A 19,450-nucleotide genomic window follows, 5' to 3' on the forward strand; every position below is an offset into this window, starting at 1 on the left:
TCTCTTGTGGGCGCGCGTCACGCACATACGAATACAAAAAAATGAAGCCGCTTACTTATCGCCGTAAATTCTGCCTGCACATTTTCGGCAGCCGCAGACAGCGCGCCTCGCGCCTGCTCGCCGGTCTGTTCTCGATGCTGGGCTTGCAGGCGCTCATCGCCGCGCCGGCCCTCGCCGTGCCCGCCACGCCGCAACCCACCGATTACACCGCAACCGTGTCCAGCGGTTCGACGGTCTCCAACGAGTCGGTGACATCCGGTGTGCAGACGGTCGCCGCGGGCGGCCGCACGTCGGGCGTGACGGTCAGCGATGGCGGTGAGCAGCATCTCGCCTCGGGCGGCACGTCGATGCTGACGACGGTCAACGCAGCCGGCTTGCAGAGCGTCGCGGGCACGGCCACGTCGACGACCATCAACTCCGGCGGCATCCAGACCGTCCAGACGGGCGGCACGGCGGCGTCGACCCGCATCAACACGGACGGCACGCAGAACGTGACGGGCGGCGCGGCGAACGCAGCGACCGTGTATGGCACGCAGAACGTGAGCGGGGGCGTCGCCAGCGGATCGACGATCCAGAGCGGCGGCACGCAGAACGTGCTGAGCGGCGGTGTTGCGTCGAGCACCTCGGTGCTGAACGGCGGCCTGCAGGACGTCAAGGCGGGCGGCACGGCCAGGAGCGTGACGGTCTCCGCGGGCGGCACCGCCCTGTTCGAAGCAGGCGCGACGGCGAGCGGCATCGTGCTGTCCTCGGGTTCGGTGATCTCGGCGACGACTTCCGGTTCGCTCACCGGCACCGATGCCGGCAACCGCACCTTCAACGTGGCAGGCGGCACCGCCACCGGCTTCGTACTGAGCGCCGGCAGCCAGCTCGACGTGCTCTCCGGACAGCGCTCGTCGGGCACCGTGGTCAGCGCGGGCGGCGTGGAAAACGTGTTGACCAGCGGCCAGAGCACGGCCACGCAAGTCCTGGGCGGTACGCAGAATGTGAACGGCGGCCGGGCGACTTCGTCGCTCATCACGAGCGGCGGTACGCAGAACGTCGATGGCGGCCTCGCCACCAACACGACGATCACGAGCGGCGGCACGCAAACCATCTCCAATGGCGGTTACTCGGACATCGCGACCGTCACCTCGGGCGGCAGTCAGGTCGTCTCGGCCGGCGGCAGCGCGACTGCGGCAACCATCAACTCTGGCGGCAACCAGATCGTCGCGGGCGGCGCGGCGGACGGCACCATCGTCAACTCCGGCGGCGGCGTGACCGTGTCGGCGGGCGGCACGCTGTCGAACGCGCACATCAACAACAACGCAAACGCAAGCGTGCTCGCGGGCGGCACGGCCAACGACTCGGTGCTGAGCGGCACCGCCGCCTACTTTGCAAGACAGACGGTGGCCGGCGTCGAGAGCGGCACGACGGTCGGCTACGCGGCGCAGGACACGGTGTTGTCGGGCGGCATCGCAGATAACACGCTGGTCAGCGGCACGTATGCCACGCAGACCGTCAATTCGGGCGGCGCGACCAACAACGCGACGGTCGCGGCTGGCGGCCGGATCGACGTGGCCGCGGGCGCCAGCGCGACGTCGGGCACCATCAACTCGGGCGGCACGTTCGAAGTGGAATCGGGCGGCACGGCGATGGGCATCGTGCAGAACGCGGGCGGCGGCCTGGTCGCGACGACCTCTTCGACCGTGCTCGCAGGCACCAACACGCGTACGGACGGCACGGACTTCACGATCGCCGACAACCTCGCCACGCACATGCAGCTCACCGACACGGGTCATCTCACCGTGCTGGCGGGCGGCTCGGCGCACGACACCGTGTACTCGGCGGGCGGCATCTTCCAGGTCGATGCGAACGGCACGGCCGATACGGTCGTGCAGGGCGCAGGCGGCCAGATCGTCACGAATACCTCGGCAAACATCACCGACGCGCAGACGGCGGACGGCCGCATGTTCTGGGTGCAGAGCAACGTTGCCTCGGGCGTGATGCTCGACGGCCGCGCGGCCAAGCTGACGGTCAACGAAGGCGGCTTCGCGAACGACACGCTGCTCTCGGCCGGCACGTTGCAGGTGGACGCGGGCGGTTCGGCGAACCTCGTGAACCAGAGCGCGGGCGCGGGCCTCATCACCAACACGTCGGCGACGATCTCGAACGGTTCGAACACGCACGGCGACTTCAGCGTGGCGAACAACGTCGCAACCAACCTGGTGATCGAATACACCGGCAATCTCACGGTGCTCGGCGACGGTTCCGCCGTTTCGACGACGGTCGGCTCGGGCGGCCGCGTGACGGTCAACAGCGGCGGCATCGCCACCTCCACGACGGTCGCCAACAGCGGCACCTTCGCGGTGGATGCGGGCGGCAACGCGCAAACCGTGACGATGGACGCGGGCGGTGCGCTCATCACCAACACCTCGGCGACGATCACCGACGCGCACAACTCGATCGGCGACTTCATCGTCAGCGGCAACTACGCATCGAACGTGATCGCCGAGAACGGCGGCCAGTTCACCGTGCTCTCCGGCGGCTTCGCCAGCGCGACGACCGTCAACAGCCGCGGCAGCCTGATCGTCGCGGACGGCGTGGCGCAGGGCGCGACGATCAACAGCGGCGGTAACGCTGTCGTGAGCGGCGGTGTGCTCAACGATGCGACCGTCACCAACTCGGGCGTGCTCACGACCTCGGGCGGCGTGACCAACGACACGATCGTCACCGCGGGCGGCGACGTCTACGTGCGCGGCGGCGTCACCAGCAACACGCAGTTGCAAAGCGGCGGTTACGAGAGCGTGAACGGCGGGCTGTCGGTGGGTACGACCGTCGGCGCGGGCGCGACGCAGGAAGTCTGGACCGGCCAGACGAGCGGCACCGTGGTGCAGGGCGGCGCGCAGACGATCTACGGCGGCACGACCTTCGCGACGCAGTTCAACAACGGCACGCTGACGGTGTCGGGCGGCACGGCCAGCGGCACGGTGGCGGCGAACGGCACGGTCGTCAACGTGGTGGGCGGCACGACGGCCGGCACGCAACTGCAGGCGGGCGCGAGCCAGGTGGTCACGAGCGGCCATGCGAACGGCACGGTCATCTCGGCGGGCGCGACCCAGACGATTGCCGTCTCGGGTTATGCCTCGGGCACGCAGATCCAGGGCGGCGTCGAAGACGTGAGCGGCTCGAGCGTGGCCGCGACGGTGTCGGCGGGCGGCAGCCAGGCGGTTCATGGCAGCGGCGCCCGCACGACCTCGGCGACGGTGCTGACGGGCGGCACGATCACGCTGACCAACAGCGCAACGGCGAACGGCACGCAGGTGGACGGCGGCACGCTGAAGGTGTCGGCGGGCACCTCGGCGACGCGCACCGAAGTCTCGGCGGGCGGCACGCTCGCCGTCCTGGGCGGCGGCTCGGCGAGCTACAGCACGATCGGCGCGGATGGCACGGAAACCGTCGCGAACGGCGGCGTGACCTCGCAGGACACGATTTCCGGCGGCACCCAGACGATCTCGGGCGGTGGCACGGCGAACGGCGCGACCGTGCTCGCGGGCGGCACGCAGACCGTCGCGACGGCTGCGCTCGCCAGCGGCACCATCGTGTCGTCGGGCGGTACGCAGAACGTGAGCGGCGGCGTGGCGCAAGGCACGTCGGTCGCGGGCGGCACGCAGGTGCTGTCGAGCGGCGGCACCGCCACCAGCACGACGATCACAGCCGGCACGCAGCAAGTCGGCGTGGGCGGCGTGGCGAACCTCACGACCGTCGCGGGCGGTCAGCAGGAAGTGATGTCGGGCGGAAGCGCGAGCGCCGGCACGGTCCGCAGCGGCGGCACGGTCGCCGTGGATGCGGGCGGCGTCGTCGGCGGCCTGACGATGAATTCGGGCGGCGCGCTCACGCTGAGCGCGGGCGGTTCGGCGCTCAACGTCAATCAGCAGGACGGCGCGATCCTCACCGCCGATACCGCCGGCCTGCTTTCGGGCACGGGTCCGAACGGCTCGTCGTTCCGCATCAGCGGCAATATGGCGTCGGGCGTGACGGTCATGAACGGCGGCAGTCTCACCGTGCTGGCGGGCGGTTCGTCGACGGGCACGATTGTCGGCAGCGGCGGGCAGGAAGCGGTGCAGACCGGCGGCGTGACGACCGGCGCGCAGGTCAAGACATCCGGTGTTCAGACGGTCGCGGTTGGCGCAGCGTCGATCAACGCGACGGTCACCGGCGAGCAGGACGTCGATGGCGTCGCGAGCGGCACGGTCGTCGCGGCGGGCGGTGTGCAGACGGTGAATCTCGGCGGCACGGCGTCGGGCACGATCGTCAAGGCGCTGGGTTCGATGACGGTCGCCGATGGCGCGACGGCCACGAGCGCCGTGATTTCGGGCGGCACGCAGACGGTGCTGGCAGGCGGCAATGCGGACGGCACGACGATCTTCTCCGGCGCGCAGAACGTCTCCGGCTCGGCGACCAATACGGTCGTCAGCGGCGGCGCGCAGAACGTCGGATCGGGCGGCAACACCAGCGGCACGCAGGTCACGGCGAACGGCGTGCAGAACGTATCGGGCGGCGTGGCGACCGGGACCGCGGTGTATGCGGGCGGCGTGCAGAGCGTCAGCGACGGCGGCCAGGCCGACGGCACGCAAGTGAGCGCGGGCGGTCTGGTCAGCGCATCGATGGGCGGCACGCTCAATGACGCGATGATTTCCTCCGGCGGTGCGGTGGTGCTCGACGCAGGCGGTGTGTCGAATGCGGCTTCGGTGCTGTCGGGCGGGCTGCAATCCGTGCTGTCGGGCGGCGTGGCGAGCATGACCACGGTATCGAGCGGCGGCACGATCGCCGTGTCCGCGGGCGCAACCGCGATGAGCCTCGACCAGAAGTCGGGCGCCGCGTTCATCGCGGACACCGGCGCGACCGTCAGCGGTCACAACGCCAGCGGCGATTTCTCGATCATCGATAACCTCGCGTCCAACGTGCTCGTCGAGAACGGCGGCCAGCTCACGGTGGCGTCGAACGGTACGGCGAGCGGCACGCAGGTCGGCTCGGGCGGTGTCGAGCAGGTGACGGAAGGCGGCGTGGCAAGCGCTACGTCGGTGTCCAGCGGCGGCGCGCAGAACGTGGCTTCGGGCGGCAGCGCCAGCGGCACGACGGTGTTCGCGGGCGGCTCGCAGACAATCAGCGCAGGCGGCCTTGCGAGCGGCGCGGTGCTCTCGGGCGGCGCGCAATCGGTCGCGGGCAGCGCGACGGGCACGGTGGTTACGGCGGGCGGCGAACAAAACGTTCTGAATGGCGCGACCGCGACCGCCACGAACGTCGGCTCGGGTGGCGTGCAGCACGTGCTGGGCGGCGTCGCGAGCGGCACGACGGTCACGACCAGCGGCGTGCAGGACGTGCAAATCGGCACTGCGCTGGGCACGGTGCTCTCGGGCGGCCTGCAGGTCGTTCAGGTGGCGGGCGTGGCGAGCGGGACGCAGATCGGCGAAGGCGGACAGCAGATCGTGGCCTTTGGCGGCACGTCGAACGATACCGAAGTACAGGCGGGCGGCGTGCAGGAAGTCTCCACTGACGGCACGGTCTCGGGCACGCACGTCGCGAGCGGCGGCCAGCAGACGGTCGATGCGGGCGGCTACGCATCGGGCGGCACGATCGACGCGGGCGGTACGCAGATCGTCAGCGGCAACGTGAGCGGCACCGTGGTGTCCGGTGCGCAGACGGTCGCTTCGGGCGGCACGGCGGAAGACACGACGCTTACCGGCGCAAATGCCACGCAGATGATCTCGAGCGGCGGCCTGGCATCGGCCGGCAGCGTGGCGAGCGGTGCGGTCCAGACCGTCGAGTCGGGCGGTCTTGCCCGAGGCGTCACGGTGGGGACTTCGGGCACGCAGAGCGTGTCGGGCTGGGCGCTCGGGTCGGTGATCTCGGGCGGCACGCAGGAAATCGCGGCGGGCGGCTCGGCGACGAGCGCGACCATCGAAAGCGGCGGTGCGCAGAACGTGCAGTCCGGCGGCATCGCGGGCTTCACGACGATCAGCAGCGGCGGCACGCAGACTGTCGCGTCGTCGGGCGCCGCGGGCTTTACCTTCATCGGCGAGGGCGGCGCGCAGACCGTTCAGTCGGGCGGCAGCGCTTTGATTTCCGTCATCGATGGCGGCGGCAAGCTGACGGTATCCGGCGGCGCCTATGCCAGCGCAGTGATGCAGCAGGCAGGCGGCGCGCTCGTCGCGGACACGTCCGCGACCATCCTCAACGGCTCCAACACGCTCGGCACCTTTGGCGTGATGAGCGGCGTTGCCTCGGGCCTGCTCGTCGAGAACGGCGGCAGCTTTACGGTGCTGTCGGGCGGTCAGTCGCTCGATACGCATGTCGGCAGCGCGGGTCTTGAAACCGTGGCATCGGGCGGCGTCGCGTCGGGCACGATGGTGTCCGGCGGCACGCAGACCGTGCACGGCACGGCCAGCGGCACGACGGTCCTCGCAAGCGGCACGCAGACCGTTGCGGCAGGCGGCGTTTCTGACGACGCCGTGGTCGCCGGCGGCAAGCAGGTCGTGAACGGCACCGCGAACGCCACGCAAGTCAGCTCGGCGGGCAAGGTGTCGGTCGGCTCCGGCGGACAGGCGCTCGATACGCAGATCGGCTCGGGCGGCGCGGTGACGGTGGCATCGGCGGGCGTGGCCAGCGGCAGCGTGATCAGCGCGGGCGGATCGCAGGTCGTGAGCAAGGGCGGCCAGGCAAGCGGCACGACGATTGGCGCGGGCGGTGTCGAAACCGTGGCGTCGGGCGGACTATCGACGCAAGCGAGCGTCACGAGCGGCGGCACGCAAAGCGTCGCATCGGGCGGCAAGGCGAGCGGCACGGCGGTATCGGGCGGCGGCGTGCAGCTGGTGCAATCGGGCGGCGTGGCCTCGGCGACGTCGATTCTTTCGGGCGGCGTGCAGAACCTCGCGGCCGGCGGCAGCGCGGTATCGACGCTGGTGCAAGGCGGCGGCCTGCAAACCGTGCAGACCGGCGCGACCGCGTTGACCACGACGGTGGCTAGCGGCGGCGTGCAGGACGTGGCGTCGGGCGGCACGGCCACCGGCACGGTCGTCAGCGCGGGCGGCGTGCAGCGCGTGTCGTCGGGCGGCAATGCCGGCTCGGTGACGCTCGGCAGCGGCGGCAATCAGTACGTGAGCTCGGGCGGCGCGGCCAACGGCGTCTCGGTGACGGACGGCGGCACGCAGACCGTGCTCGCGGGCGGCAACGTCAGCGGCACGAACATTTCGAGCGGCGGTACGCAAGCCGTTTCGTCGGGCGGCAGCTCGACGCAAGCCGTGGTGTCGAACGGCGGCCAGCAGACGGTCGCCTCGGGCGGCACGGCCAGCGGCACCGTGGTGCACAGCGGCGGCGCGTTGACGGTATCGAGCGGCGGCGCGGCGGGCAGCATCGTGGTCGAGGGCGGCGGCAAGGCCACCGTCGGCAGCGCGGGCAGCGCGACGCTCAGCCAGGCATCCGGCGCGGCCATCGTCACCAATACCTCGGCGACCGTGAGCGGCAGCAATGCAAACGGCGCGTTCCAGGTCGCGGGCAATGTCGGATCGAACGTGCTGGTCGAGAACGGCGGCGTGTTCGACGTGCTGGCGGGCGGTGTCGCGAGCGGCACGCAAGTCGGCTCGGGCGGCACGGAGCGTGTGTCGTCGGGTGGCGCGTCGATGCGCTCGGTGATCGTCGGCGGCGTGCAGCGCGTGTCGGCGGGCGGCTCGGCGACCGGTGCGAGCATCGGTGCGGCCGGCGTGCAGCAGGTTGCATCGGGCGCCAACGCGCTCGACACGACGATTGCCGCGGGCGGCAGCCAGACGGTCGCGGGCGTCGCCAGCAACACGACGATCTCGGGCGGCACGCAGACGCTGACCTCGGGCGGTGTGGCGCAGGGCACGACGGTGTCGAACGGCGGCGCGCAGAACGTGAGTTCGGGCGGCGTCGCGATGGTCACGACGCTGACTTCCGGCGGCACGCAGACCTTGAGCGCGGGCGGCTCCGCGCGCTGGACGACCGTCGAGGGCGGCACGCAGAACATCCTCGCGGGCGGCGTGGCGAACGACACGACCGTCAACGCGGGCGGCCTGCAATACGTCGATGGCGCGATCGAAGGCTATGCGTACAACACCGTGGTCAACAGCGGCGGTGTTCAGCAAGTGGCGTTCGGCGGCTACGCGGGCGGCGCGACGATCAACAGCGGTGCGTTGCAGGAAGTGCAGGCGGACGGCATCGCGAGCGGCACGACGGTGAACGGCGGCACGCAGGTGGTCAGCTCGGGCGGCACGGCGCAGGACACGACGCTGAATGCGGGCGGCGTGCAGCGTGTGAACGCGGGCGCGCTCGTCAGCAATACGCTGGTGAACAGCGGCGCCACGCTGACCGGCGACGGCGACGTGGCCGGCGTGCACGTGACGGCCGGCGGTCTGGTGCAGAACCTCGCGAGCGCGAGCCTCGGCATCGTCGATGACGGCGGTACGGTGCAGGTCGATACGGTCACGGCGGCGAACGTCGCGGTGAACAGCGGCGGCTTGCTGAAGGGGAGCGGCACGCTGACCGGCAATGCGTCGATCAACGCGGGCGGCACGCTCGCCGCGACGACGCCCGGCCAGACGCTGCATGTAAACGGCAACCTCGCGTTCAACGACGGCTCGGTGTTCGCGGTCGGCGCGAATGCGGCGGGCCAGACGGGCAGCGTCGCGGTGACGGGCGATGTCAGCATCGCGCAGAGCGGGGCGAACGGCGGCGCGACGGTCGTCGTGAACGCCGTGCCGGATGCGTGGAAGGTCAACACGAAGTACACGATCCTGAGCTACACGGGCGCGCTTGCCGGCTCGTTTGCGGGGGTGTCGATGGACTACGCGTACCTCGTGCCGACGCTCAGCTACGCGCCGCAGGAAGTGGATCTGACCTTGAAGATCGCGTCGATCTTCTATCAGACGGGCGAGTTCGCGGGCTTCGGCATGGTTGGCCAGAATCGCAACCAGTTGCAGGTGGCGAGCGCGTTGAACCGCATTCTCGCGGCCGGCGGCAATGCCGTGACCGACAAGCTGCTCTACGCGACGAAGGCGGGTGCGCAGTCGGCGCTGTCGCAGATGACCGGCGACGAAGCTACCGGCCTGTTGCGCATCACGCGGCAGAGCACGGAGGCGTTCGGCAACACGGTGGGCGAGCGTCTGACGCAGGCGGGGCTGGAGCGTCCGTCGAACGATGTGTGGGCGACGGTGCGTTACGGCCAGTCGCACGCCTCGGGCGATGCAGCGCTCGGCAGCCATGCGCTGGATGCGCGTACGAGCTCGCTTGCGATCGGCTTCGACCGCGAAGTGCTGCGTGATGTGCGCGCGGGCGTGGCCGTCGATGCGGACTACAGCGACCTGGGCTTCAACACGCCGGGTTCGAGCGGTCATGCTAACGGCTGGCAGGCGCTGGTTTATGGCGCATGGCAACCGGCGGCGCAGCCCTTCTTTGCGCGCGGCATGGCGGGCATTGGACGCTGGAGCAATTCGGTGAACCGCGTGGTGGCGATCGATGGCATGTCGGGCACGCCGCAAGGCAGCGTCGAGACGCGTTCGACGACGGCTTATGCGGAAGGCGGTCTCAACCTGCATCTGCGTGACGACATGATGGTGCAGCCGTATCTCGGCATGCGTGTGGGCCGTTACAGCCAGGATGGTTTTGGCGAAGGCAAGGGCAACGACTTCGATCTCGTCTATCAGGGCAGCAGCCAGGCCGCGACGACGGGCATTGCGGGCGTGCGTTACTTGCTGAAGCAGAAGCGGGCGAGCGGCGCGAGCAACACGTGGGAAGTGGATGTCAACGTGCAGCAGCGTTTCGGCAGTCTCGACCAGCAGCTCAATGCCGCGTTCGCGACGGCGCCGGGGTCGGTGTACCAGGTGTCGGGTACGCCGCTGGCGCGCACCGTCGGGCATGTGGCGACGGGTGGGTCGTGGGAGATCGGGAAGCATGCTTCGGTGTTTGCGCGTGCTGCCGTGGATTTTGGCAAGCATGAGCAGGACTACAGCGGCGTCGCGGGGGTGAACTGGAAGTGGTAAGGGGGAAGGCGCGCGCGGGAGTGTGCGCTGGGTAGGAAGGAGCCTGCCATTTTTGGCGGGCTTTTTTTCTGGCAAGGAGATGGATGGCGCATCATCCATTAACGGGTCAGTACAATTTCCGTCGTTGAACGTGAGCGCAAGAATCATCGAAAATCAAAGAGCACACATTGGAGCCGATAGCGAAACGATGGACGCAATACTTGAAAAGCGCTATTCCGAGATTCTGGAGACGCTGGACCCGGCGTTCCTGAATCACGTTGAGGCAAAAGAGCGCAGGCTCTCGACGCCCTTTCTCGTGAACGGCCCGAGCGATCCCGACGCGCGGCGCATCATGGTCATCGGCAGAGAGTATGGTGGCAACGGCTGGAATGTCATGCACGACGGTGGAGGGGCCAGCGTATATGTAACGAAGGCACTCTCGAAGCATCGGGATTTCTTCGGCAGAGCCATGGCGAAGAAAGGTCAGGATAGGGGCGACACCTTCTTCAACTTCATGCGCGCCTTGGCGCGAAGTGTCGGCAGTGAGGGAGGGCTCATTTACTCGAACCTGCTCTGCTTCGACTCGGGCGGAAAGTCTCCTCGCAACTCGGAGCACTTCTCACTCGTCAAGCGCCTCTCCAAACAGTTGCTGGACGTACAACTCGATCATTTCAGACCCGATGTCGTCATCTTCGCGAACGGGATGGATACGGTTGGCATCAGGCGTGAGTTCTTCCCGATCGCGGGTGATGGGAAGGTTTGCGTGGGCCGCCGACACTGGGAAGAAGCGGGCATTCCGCGGACTCAACTATGGGAATTCGAACTTCACGGAAGGTTCTTGTGCTACCGGATTCAACATCCGTCAGCAAGATCGCGGGCCGCGAAAGCAGCCCGCAAGCAGTTGCTCGAGGTTATATCTCAAACGACGCATCACAACCCGACGGTTTTCGGCGGGGTGGAAGGTACGGGAAGCTTGGCCGCCGTCTCGTCCAGCTCATGAGACAGCGCACACGGATCAAGCTCGCAGCAAAGCGGCAAGCGCTGCGGCGTGCGGCTCGCAGAGCGCCCGCGGAAACGCAGGGACCTACGGAAGAGCATTATCGGACGCGTATCGCCAAAATCCATTTCGAGCATGAGGCGTTATTCAAACGGCTCGAAAACGCTTGAGGCAAGCACTATGAGCCGCGGTTGCTGCGCCGTACTGAAGTCAATCTTCACGACAACCTTGCGGGAGCTTTGCAGATCAAGCGGAATGTGCTCAGCCCTTGGCAGCAGCGTGCCGATACCATACTGGCGCGGTGGAAGCGCATTGACCCCCAACCTGGAGACCAAAATGAAAAAACTCGCCTTGCTCGCAGCGTCGCTGTGCATCAGCGTACCTTCGTTCGCGCAATACTACGGCAATCAACCGTCGCATTCCGCTTATGGCAACAACGGTGGCTTGTATGGTAGCGATCAACAAGTCAGCGGTTATACACGTAGCAACGGGACCTACGTGGAGCCCTATCACCGAACCGCGCCTGACAATACGATGTACAACAACTACTCGTCACAAGGTAATCTGAATCCCTATACCGGGCAGACAGGTCACGTACGGCCGCGTTATTGAGTTCGGGAGGGCGGAATTCTGATTCCGCTCGCTCTGCACTCCAACGGCTCGACGGCTTGGGCGTCAACGCCTCAACTCTCCCTGTCATACCCGAACTCGCGAAGCTCTTGCGAACATCGGCAAGCCTTGGCGATCTTCGCGGCCCATTGCACGGCGGCTTCGCGCGACGGCAGTTCCAGCACACAGAAGCCGCCGTCGAACTTTCTGGTCTGCGGGTAGGTCTCGTTCGTGACCGCACCGTCAGCAGCCACCATCAGCGGAGCGACGTCCGCATTGATCCCGCCGCCGAACACATACACGCCGGCGCTCTTCGCTTCCCTGATGACCGAGCGCGCCGCTTCGCCGACCGCCGCCATGTCTTCATCGGCAACGACCATCGCCGATGCGGGAAAGGAGATCAGATACTTCGTCATCTTCAAATCCTCCGAACGTGAGCACCACCCCTCAAGGCAAATTCTCCCGCAGCACGATACTGAACATCACCGGCTTGACCCCATCCATCGCATCCTGCGCTTGCCGAACGTTGTCGAAGATCCTGAGGCAATTCCCCACCATGGCTTGCGGCGTCTGCGTAATCAGCGCGTCCATGGTCCCGTCGATCAGAAGCGCCCGGGTATCCGGTGTCAGCCCATGCCCGACGAACAGAATCTTCTGCTCCGTCTTCGCCTCGACGATCGCCCGCGCGACCCCATCTGACCCGCCGCCGCTGTTATAAACCCCTGCCAGATCCGGATGCTGCTGCAGCAGGTTCCGTGTCTGCAAGTAATTGCGTTCGCTGTCGTCATGACCTTCGCGCAAGCCGATCACACGCAGCAAAGGAAACGTCGATTCGATCAAATGCAGGAAACCGATCTCCCTCTCTTCATGCCCGCGATAGTTGAGACTCCCTGCCAGCATCGCAATCTTCCCCGCCGGCCGCGGACCCATGAAGCGCCCGAGCAGCAAGCCCGCAGTGCGTCCCGCTGACCGGTTATCGATCCCGACATAAGCGAGCCTTCGCGAATTCGACAGATCTGAAATCAACGTGATAGCCGGCACGCCTTCGTCAGCGAGTGCATTGACCGCATCGCGCACCACCGGATGCTCCAGCGCCATGAACACGATGCCATCCGCCTTGCGCCCGTACTGCAGCAACCGCGCCGCCAGTTCATCCGGATTGAAGCTCTCGACGTAGTGGACGCGGCACTTCATGCCTTGCGCGGTCCACTGATTCTGCGCGAACTCGATGTAATCTCCGAGCATGCGCAAATACCGGTTTGTCCCGGAAGGCAACAGGAACGCGATCCGCATCGGCTTGCCCGTCGCGATCTTCTCCGGCGCCTCGATCGAATACCCCAAGCGCGCAGCGGCCTGCATCACTCTGGCGGCCGTATTCGCCCGCACGCCGGGCCGCCCGTTCAACACGCGATCGACGGTTGCACTGGATACGCCCGCAGCCTGCGCAATGTCGGCCACGCGGGCGCGTGGTGGAAACAACGGCGTTACCGCACTCACTCCAAACTCCTCAAGAAAACCGCAAAGCCATCAGAAACCATCAAGTTATGAGTTTGACGCCACCACCCCTCACCCGTAGTCTTCGTTCACCAACGTAGCGAAGCTAACGCCAGACAGCAAAACCCGGCGATCAGTACAAACCCGCGTCATGACGGTTTCTGATGGACTTGGAAATCGCATCAAATAAAAGCAAGGAGACGAGTATGATCGATTCACGCCGACGCACGCTGCTGCGCGCAGCAGCCGCAGGTGCAGCAAGCACATTGGCTTTTCCCGCCATCACCCGCGCCGCTGCCGCCGAATACGTCTTCAAGTACGGCAACAACCTGCCGATGACCCATCCGCTGAACATCCGCGCAAAAGAAGCGGCGGACCAGGTGAAGGAAGCGTCGAAGGGCCGCATGGAAATCCGCATCTTTCCGAACAATCAGCTCGGCGGCGATACCGACATGCTCGCGCAAGTGCGCAGCGGCGGCATCGAGATGTTCACGCCATCGGCGCTGGTGGTCTCGACGCTCGTGCCCGTGGCCGCCATCAACGCCACGGGCTTCGCCTTCGCCGACTACAACCAGGTCTGGGGCGCGATGGACGGCAAGCTCGGCGCATTCGTGCGTGCGTCGATGCAAAAGGCCGGGCTCGAATCGTTCGAGAAGATGTGGGACAACGGCTTTCGTGAGACGACTTCCAGCGCGCGCCCGATCGCCAGCGCCGCCGACATGCGCGGTCTCAAGATCCGCGTGCCGGTGAGTCCGCTGTCCGTCGACATGTTCAAGGGGCTCGGCGCCGCGCCCACGAGCCTGCAATTCAGCGAGGTGTATTCGTCATTGCAGACGCGCATCGTCGATGCACAGGAAAACCCGCTGCCCATCGTTCAGGTCGCGAAACTCTATGAAGTGCAGAAGTACTGCTCGCTCACCAATCACATGTGGGACGGTTACTGGTTCGTGCTGAACCAGCGCGCATGGGCGCGTTTGCCGAAGGATCTGCAAGGCATCGTCGCGGATGCGTTCAACCAGGCCGCCATCCGCCAACGCGAAGACGTTCGCAAGCTCAACGACGCCGCCGTGGCCGATCTTCAGTCGAAAGGCCTCGCGATCAACCGCCCCGCCCCGGACACGTTCCGCGCCGCCTTGCGCCAGGCGAACTTCTACGGCCAGTGGAAGGGCAAGTTCGGCAACGAGGCGTGGAGCCTGCTCGAAGGCTATACAGGCAAGCTGGCCTGACACTGCCCCCGATCATGCCGTCCGTTTCGGAGACATCTTCATGGCGAACCCGGCCTTGAGTTCCACGCAAGGACATCTCGAACCCGTCGGCGCGCGCCGTCTGCTGCGTGCTTGCGACCGCGCGTTGATCGCACTCGTCGAAGGCGCATGCGCGCTGTTGCTGACGGCGGAAATCGTCGTGCTGCTGGCGGGCGTGATCAGCCGCTACGTAATGCACGCGCCCCTCGTCTGGTCCGATGAACTCGCCGGCATGATGTTCCTGTGGCTGTCCATGCTCGGCGCCGTGCTCGCGTTGCGGCGCGGCGAGCACATGCGCATGACGGCGCTCGTCAGCCGGCTCTCGCCGGCGCGCCGTGCGTTCGTCGATACGCTCGCCATCGTGCTTTCGCTCGGCTGTCTCGGTCTGGTGCTCGTGCCCGCATACGGCTACGCATCCGGCGAAATGGCGATCGTCACGCCCGCGCTCGAAATCAGCGGCGCGTGGCGCGCGCTTGCCTTGCCGGTCGGCGCGGCGCTGATGTTGCTGGTCGGCTTCATCCGGCTCGCCAGCGTGGCTCGCTTGCGCCATGTGCTCGTCGCGATCCTGATGACGGCTGTCGTCGCCGGTGCCTTCGTGTGGCTCGCGCCCTGGTTCGAGAGCATCGGCAAGGCCAATCTGATCGTGTTCTTCGTGGGCGTGGTGGCGGTCGGCATCTTCTCCGGCGTGCCCATCTGTTTCTCCTTTGCGCTGGCCACCTTCGGCTATCTCGGACTCACGACCTTCACGCCGCTGGAAGTCATCGTCGGACGCATGGACGAAGGCATGTCGCATCTCGTGCTGCTCGCCGTGCCCTTGTTCGTGTTCCTCGGCCTCATGATCGAGATGACCGGCATGGCCCGCGCGATGATTCACTTCCTCGCGAGCCTCGTCGGGCACGTGCGCGGCGGGTTGTCGTATGTGCTGATCGGCACGATGTATCTGGTCTCGGGCATCTCGGGTTCAAAGGTCGCCGACATGGCCGCCATCGCGCCCGTGCTGTTCCCCGAAATGAAAGTGCGCGGCGCACAGGAAGGCGATCTCGTGGCGCTGCTCTCCACAGCCGGCGCGCAAACCGAGACCGTGCCGCCGAGCATCGTGCTGATTACCATCGGCTCGGTGACCGGGCTTTCCATCTCCGCGCTGTTCACGGCAGGCCTGCTGCCCGCCGCCGTGCTCGCCGCGATGCTGTGCTTCGTCGTGTGGCTGCGCTATCGCAAGGAGAACGTGGGCCATGCTCCGCGTCTTGGCCGCAAGCAGATCGGCCGGCTCTTCGTGATCGCGCTGCCCGCGCTTGCACTGCCGTTCGTGATTCGCGCGGCGGTCGTGGAAGGCATCGCGACCGCGACGGAAGTCTCGACCATTGGCATCGTCTACTCGATGATCGTCGGCCTGCTCGTGTACCGGCGGTTCGAGTGGTCGCGACTCGGCCGCATGCTGGTGGAAGCAGCGACGCTCTCCGGCGCGATCATCTTCATCATCGGTTGCGCCACGGCCATGGCCTGGGCGCTCACGCAATCCGGCTTCTCGCAGGACCTCGCGCAGCTGATGACCGCGCTGCCCGGCGGCGCGTATGCGTTCCTCGGCATCTCGATCATCGTGTTCATCCTGCTCGGCAGCGTGCTGGAAGGCATTCCGGCCATCGTGCTGTTCGGCCCGCTGCTGTTCCCCATCGCGCGCATGGCGGGCGTCAACGAGATTCACTATGCGATCGTCGTGATTCTCTCGATGGGCGTCGGCCTGTTCTCGCCGCCGTTCGGCGTCGGCTATTACTCGGCGTGCGCGGTCGCGAAAGTCGATCCCGACAAGGGCATTCGCCCGATCGCAGGCTATATGGCCGCGCTGGTCATCGGTCTGATTGTGATCGCTGCAGTGCCCTGGATCTCCACCGGTTTTCTCTGAAGCACCAGTTGCAATGACAACTATCGGCGGCGCTGGCGCGTACTGCGCGCCGGCGGGGGCGTTCGCGCGCCCTCGCCGCCGCATCATCAAAAAGGAAACAACACAATGAGCCGATTCTTTGGCGAGATTCGCCAGGCCGGATACGTCGTGCGCGACATCGAGGCCGCCATGGACTACTGGAGCCGCGTGCTCGGCGTCGGGCCGTGGTTCTATAACGAACGCGTGCCTATCGAGGATTATCGTTATCGCGGGCAATCTTACGAGGTGCACAACTCGGTTGCACTCGCGAACTCGGGCAGCCTGCAAGTCGAGTTGATCCAGACGCGCAACGACGCGCCTTCGATGTATCGCGACTTCCTCGCGGCGGGTCACACCGGCCTGCAACACAATGCCTACTGGACCACCGATTTCGACGCCGATCTCGAACGCCTCACGCAGCAAGGTTTCGAAGTGGCGATGAGCGGCAAGGTAGGCGAGAACGGCCGCTTCGTCTACTTCGATACCGAAACCCATCCGGGCACGGTGATCGAGTTGTCGGAGATTGCAGGGCCGAAGGGCAAGCTGTTCGACCTGATCCGCCAGGCCTCGCTCGACTGGGACGGCAAGCAGGCCGTGCGGCCGTTTCCTGCACTGAGCAGCCTATGAACGCGGACGAATTCATCGAGGCCGATTACCTCGTCGAGACGCCGCTCGATCCCGCGAAGGTCGCGGACATCATGGCGGGCGAGCAGTCGAGCGGCACCTTCGTGCGCGTGGCGGGTGAGAGCGATGCACTGCGGGCGCGCAGTCGCGCCGTGGTGCTCAGCATCCGTGAAGAGGAGCCACTCGCGCAGCCTTCGCTGCGCAGCGCGTGGCTGGAGCGTCAGCACATCGGCGGGCCGTATCGAAGGGCGCGCATCACGTTGCGGTTTCCGGTCGCGAACATCGGCGTCAATCTGCCGACGCTGGCGGCGACCGTCGCCGGCAATCTCTACGATCTCGGCGAGACCACGGGGCTGCGCTTGCTCGACGTGCGCGTGCCGGCTGGATACCGCACGCAATTCCCCCAGCCGCCGCATGGCGTCGCGGGCACGCGCAAGCTGACCGGCGTCGCAAGCGGACCGATGATCGGCACCATCATCAAGCCGAACGTCGGTCTCACGGCGGACGAGACGGCGCAGCTCGTACGCAGTCTGTGCGAAGCGGGCGTCGACTTCATCAAGGACGACGAGATCAGCGCCAATCCGTTGCATGCGCCGATCGAAGCACGCGTGCGCGCGGTCATGGCGGAAGTGCGTGCGTACCGCGAAAAGACTGGCAGGAACGTGATGATCGCGTTCAACATCACCGACGAAGTCGATGCAATGCGCCGTCATGCGGATCTCGTCGAACGCGAAGGCGGGTCGTGCGTGATGGCGAGCATCAACTGGTGCGGCTTCTCGGCAATCGAGACCATGCGGCGCTCAACGCCCCTCGTGCTGCACGCGCACCGCAACGGCTACGGGATGATGTCGCGCGATCCTGCGCTCGGCATGTCCTTCGCCGCGTATCAGACGCTGTGGCGTCTCGCGGGCGTCGATCATATGCATGTGCATGGACTCGCGGGCAAGTTCGCACAAGCCGATGAGGAAGTCATCGCCTCGGCGCGCGCGTGCGCGCAAGCTTTGGCCGAAGGTCTCGACGATGCCGTGCTGCCCGCATTCTCATCCGGTCAATGGGCCGGCACCGCGCCCGTTACGTTCGACGCCATGCGTAGTGACGATCTGCTCTTCATGTCGGGCGGCGGCATGCTCGGGCATCCGGGCGGTGTCGCGGCCGGCGTGGCGAGCGTACGGCAGGCATGGGACGCGGTGCGGCAGGGCATATCGCTGGACGACTACGCGCGGCATGCGCCTGAACTCTCGGCGGCGCTCGCTTTCTTCGGCAGCCGCGCATGAGCGTCGCGCCCTACGGCTTCTATGGCGACGATTTCACCGGCGCCACGGATACGCTTGCCACGCTGCATCGCGCCGGGCTGCGCGCGATGCTGTTCGTCGAGCCGCCTACGTCCGAACGTCTCGCGAAGCTTGGACCGCTCGATGCCATCGGTCTCGCGGGCGCGGCTCGAACGCTTGCGCCGTCGCCCCTGCGCGCGCAGATACGGCAAGCCGCTGAAATTTTCTCGGCGCTGCGCGTACGCGTGATGCACTACAAGGTCTGTTCGACCTTCGACAGCGCGCCTGAAACCGGCAACATCGCGGTCGCGATGACGTGTCTGCGCGAACGCTTCACGAATCCTTTCGTGCCGATCATCGGCGGGCAGCCGAACCTTGGGCGCTATTGCGCGTTCGGGACGCTGTTCGCGACGGCAGGCGGCGCGGAGGTGCATCGCATCGATCGTCACCCGGCCATGAGCCGTCATCCGGTCACGCCGATGCACGAAGCGGATCTTCGTCTGCATTTCGAGCGGCTGGGCATGCGTATCGGCGCGATCGACTGGCGTGCATACGCGTTGCCGGATGCGGCGTTGAAAGAGGTGATTGACATGCACTCGGGCACGCCGCTGCTCTTCGACGTGCTCGACGACACGCATCTGCGCCGCATCGGGTTGGAGATGCATGAACGGGCGGCGAGTGAACCCGTGTTGGCAGTGGGCGCGAGCAGCGTCGCACAGGCTTGGACGCTTGCTTCGGCTTCAGATCACGACGGGGAAGCGGTGGCTGCGTTCGGTCCGGCTCAATCGCCTGTGTTCGTTCTCGCAGGCAGTCTCTCGCCGATGACCGCAGCGCAGATCGATGCCGCGCGTTCGTTTCATCGCATCGAACTCGACCCGCGCGAGATGGCTTCGCCGTCGTATCGAAGTGAACGTTGTGGACGTATTGTCGAAGCGCTGCATAAGGGCATGCACGTACTGGCCTTCACGTGCCGCACGCCGCATCACGAACACACCGAGGGCGAACCGCTCGCCGAATCCTGCGCGGCACTGCTGCGCGCAGTGATCGAACGCGCCGCGCCCCGGCGCATCGGCATCGCGGGAGGCGATACGTCGAGCCTCGGCGTGCATGCGTTGAAAGCGTGGGGTTTGTCGTGTCTGGCGACATTGGCCTCTGGCGTCACGGTGTGCCGCGTGCACTCCGATGACCCGGCGACGCACCGCATCGACTTGATGCTGAAGGGCGGGCAGATGGGCGGTGCGGAACTCTTCGAGGATTTCGTCGCAGGCATCGTGCGCTGAGGC

General features: G+C 66.5%; 10 protein-coding genes. 8 read left to right on the top strand and 2 right to left on the bottom strand.

The features are described from left to right. Window positions 1-41 precede the first annotated feature (41 nt). The 3 genes from QCE64_RS13520 to QCE64_RS13530 all read left to right on the top strand — a co-directional run bounded on the left by QCE64_RS13520 (window position 42) and on the right by QCE64_RS13530 (window position 11,619). On the top strand, window positions 42-10,031 hold the full coding sequence (locus QCE64_RS13520; RefSeq protein WP_310004271.1) for an AIDA repeat-containing protein: 9,990 nt from the start codon (window positions 42-44) through the stop codon (window positions 10,029-10,031). A gap of 52 nt (window positions 10,032-10,083) precedes the next feature. Beyond that, window positions 10,084-11,010, top strand: a complete 927-nt coding sequence (locus QCE64_RS13525) for a hypothetical protein (RefSeq protein ID WP_309920056.1) — start codon at window positions 10,084-10,086, stop codon at window positions 11,008-11,010. 333 nt (window positions 11,011-11,343) lie between these two features. Then, on the top strand, window positions 11,344-11,619 hold the full coding sequence (locus tag QCE64_RS13530) for a hypothetical protein (protein ID WP_309920059.1): 276 nt from the start codon (window positions 11,344-11,346) through the stop codon (window positions 11,617-11,619). A gap of 71 nt (window positions 11,620-11,690) precedes the next feature. Here QCE64_RS13530 and QCE64_RS13535 read toward each other — a convergent pair whose 3' ends face one another. Both QCE64_RS13535 and QCE64_RS13540 read right to left on the bottom strand, forming a co-directional pair. Beyond that, a complete protein-coding gene (locus QCE64_RS13535; protein ID WP_309920062.1) occupies window positions 11,691-12,032 on the bottom strand; it encodes a YciI family protein in 342 nt (113 codons plus the stop codon). A gap of 31 nt (window positions 12,033-12,063) precedes the next feature. Continuing rightward, entirely contained in the window at window positions 12,064-13,113 is a 1,050-nt protein-coding gene (locus QCE64_RS13540; protein ID WP_309931736.1) for a LacI family DNA-binding transcriptional regulator, read from the bottom strand. 203 nt (window positions 13,114-13,316) lie between these two features. Here QCE64_RS13540 and QCE64_RS13545 point away from each other — a divergent pair, with 203 nt between their 5' ends. The 5 genes from QCE64_RS13545 to QCE64_RS13565 all read left to right on the top strand — a co-directional run bounded on the left by QCE64_RS13545 (window position 13,317) and on the right by QCE64_RS13565 (window position 19,447). Next, the gene (locus tag QCE64_RS13545) at window positions 13,317-14,336 is read left to right on the top strand and encodes a TRAP transporter substrate-binding protein (RefSeq protein WP_309920067.1); all 1,020 of its coding nucleotides are present in this window, start codon (window positions 13,317-13,319) and stop codon (window positions 14,334-14,336) included. Between the two features lie 40 nt (window positions 14,337-14,376). Continuing rightward, window positions 14,377-16,254 carry a TRAP transporter large permease subunit gene (locus QCE64_RS13550; protein WP_310004272.1) on the top strand — a complete coding sequence of 626 codons (1,878 nt, stop codon included), beginning with the start codon at window positions 14,377-14,379 and terminating at the stop codon, window positions 16,252-16,254. Between the two features lie 105 nt (window positions 16,255-16,359). Next, window positions 16,360-16,899: a VOC family protein gene (locus QCE64_RS13555; RefSeq protein WP_309920074.1), complete on the top strand. Its 540-nt coding sequence runs from the start codon at window positions 16,360-16,362 to the stop codon at window positions 16,897-16,899. After that, window positions 16,896-18,170 carry a ribulose-bisphosphate carboxylase large subunit family protein gene (locus QCE64_RS13560; RefSeq protein WP_309931741.1) on the top strand — a complete coding sequence of 425 codons (1,275 nt, stop codon included), beginning with the start codon at window positions 16,896-16,898 and terminating at the stop codon, window positions 18,168-18,170. Before QCE64_RS13555 ends, QCE64_RS13560 begins: the two co-directional genes overlap by 4 nt. Next, window positions 18,167-19,447: a four-carbon acid sugar kinase family protein gene (locus tag QCE64_RS13565; protein WP_309931742.1), complete on the top strand. Its 1,281-nt coding sequence runs from the start codon at window positions 18,167-18,169 to the stop codon at window positions 19,445-19,447. Before QCE64_RS13560 ends, QCE64_RS13565 begins: the two co-directional genes overlap by 4 nt. The last annotated feature ends 3 nt before the right edge of the window (window positions 19,448-19,450 follow it).

Source organism: Caballeronia sp. LZ043 (genome assembly GCF_031451075.1).
Taxonomy (GTDB): Bacteria; Pseudomonadota; Gammaproteobacteria; order Burkholderiales; family Burkholderiaceae; genus Caballeronia.

Bases quoted from the DNA above. Each gene is read 5' to 3' on its own strand.
- QCE64_RS13520 (WP_310004271.1), top strand. From the start codon at position 42: ATGAAGCCGCTTACTTATCGCCGTAAATTCTGCCTGCACATTTTCGGC.
- QCE64_RS13530 (WP_309920059.1), top strand. From the start codon at position 11,344: ATGAAAAAACTCGCCTTGCTCGCAGCGTCGCTGTGCATCAGCGTACCT.
- QCE64_RS13535 (WP_309920062.1), bottom strand. From the start codon at position 12,032: ATGACGAAGTATCTGATCTCCTTTCCCGCATCGGCGATGGTCGTTGCC.
- QCE64_RS13545 (WP_309920067.1), top strand. From the start codon at position 13,317: ATGATCGATTCACGCCGACGCACGCTGCTGCGCGCAGCAGCCGCAGGT.
- QCE64_RS13550 (WP_310004272.1), top strand. From the start codon at position 14,377: ATGGCGAACCCGGCCTTGAGTTCCACGCAAGGACATCTCGAACCCGTC.
- QCE64_RS13555 (WP_309920074.1), top strand. From the start codon at position 16,360: ATGAGCCGATTCTTTGGCGAGATTCGCCAGGCCGGATACGTCGTGCGC.
- QCE64_RS13560 (WP_309931741.1), top strand. From the start codon at position 16,896: ATGAACGCGGACGAATTCATCGAGGCCGATTACCTCGTCGAGACGCCG.
- QCE64_RS13565 (WP_309931742.1), top strand. From the start codon at position 18,167: ATGAGCGTCGCGCCCTACGGCTTCTATGGCGACGATTTCACCGGCGCC.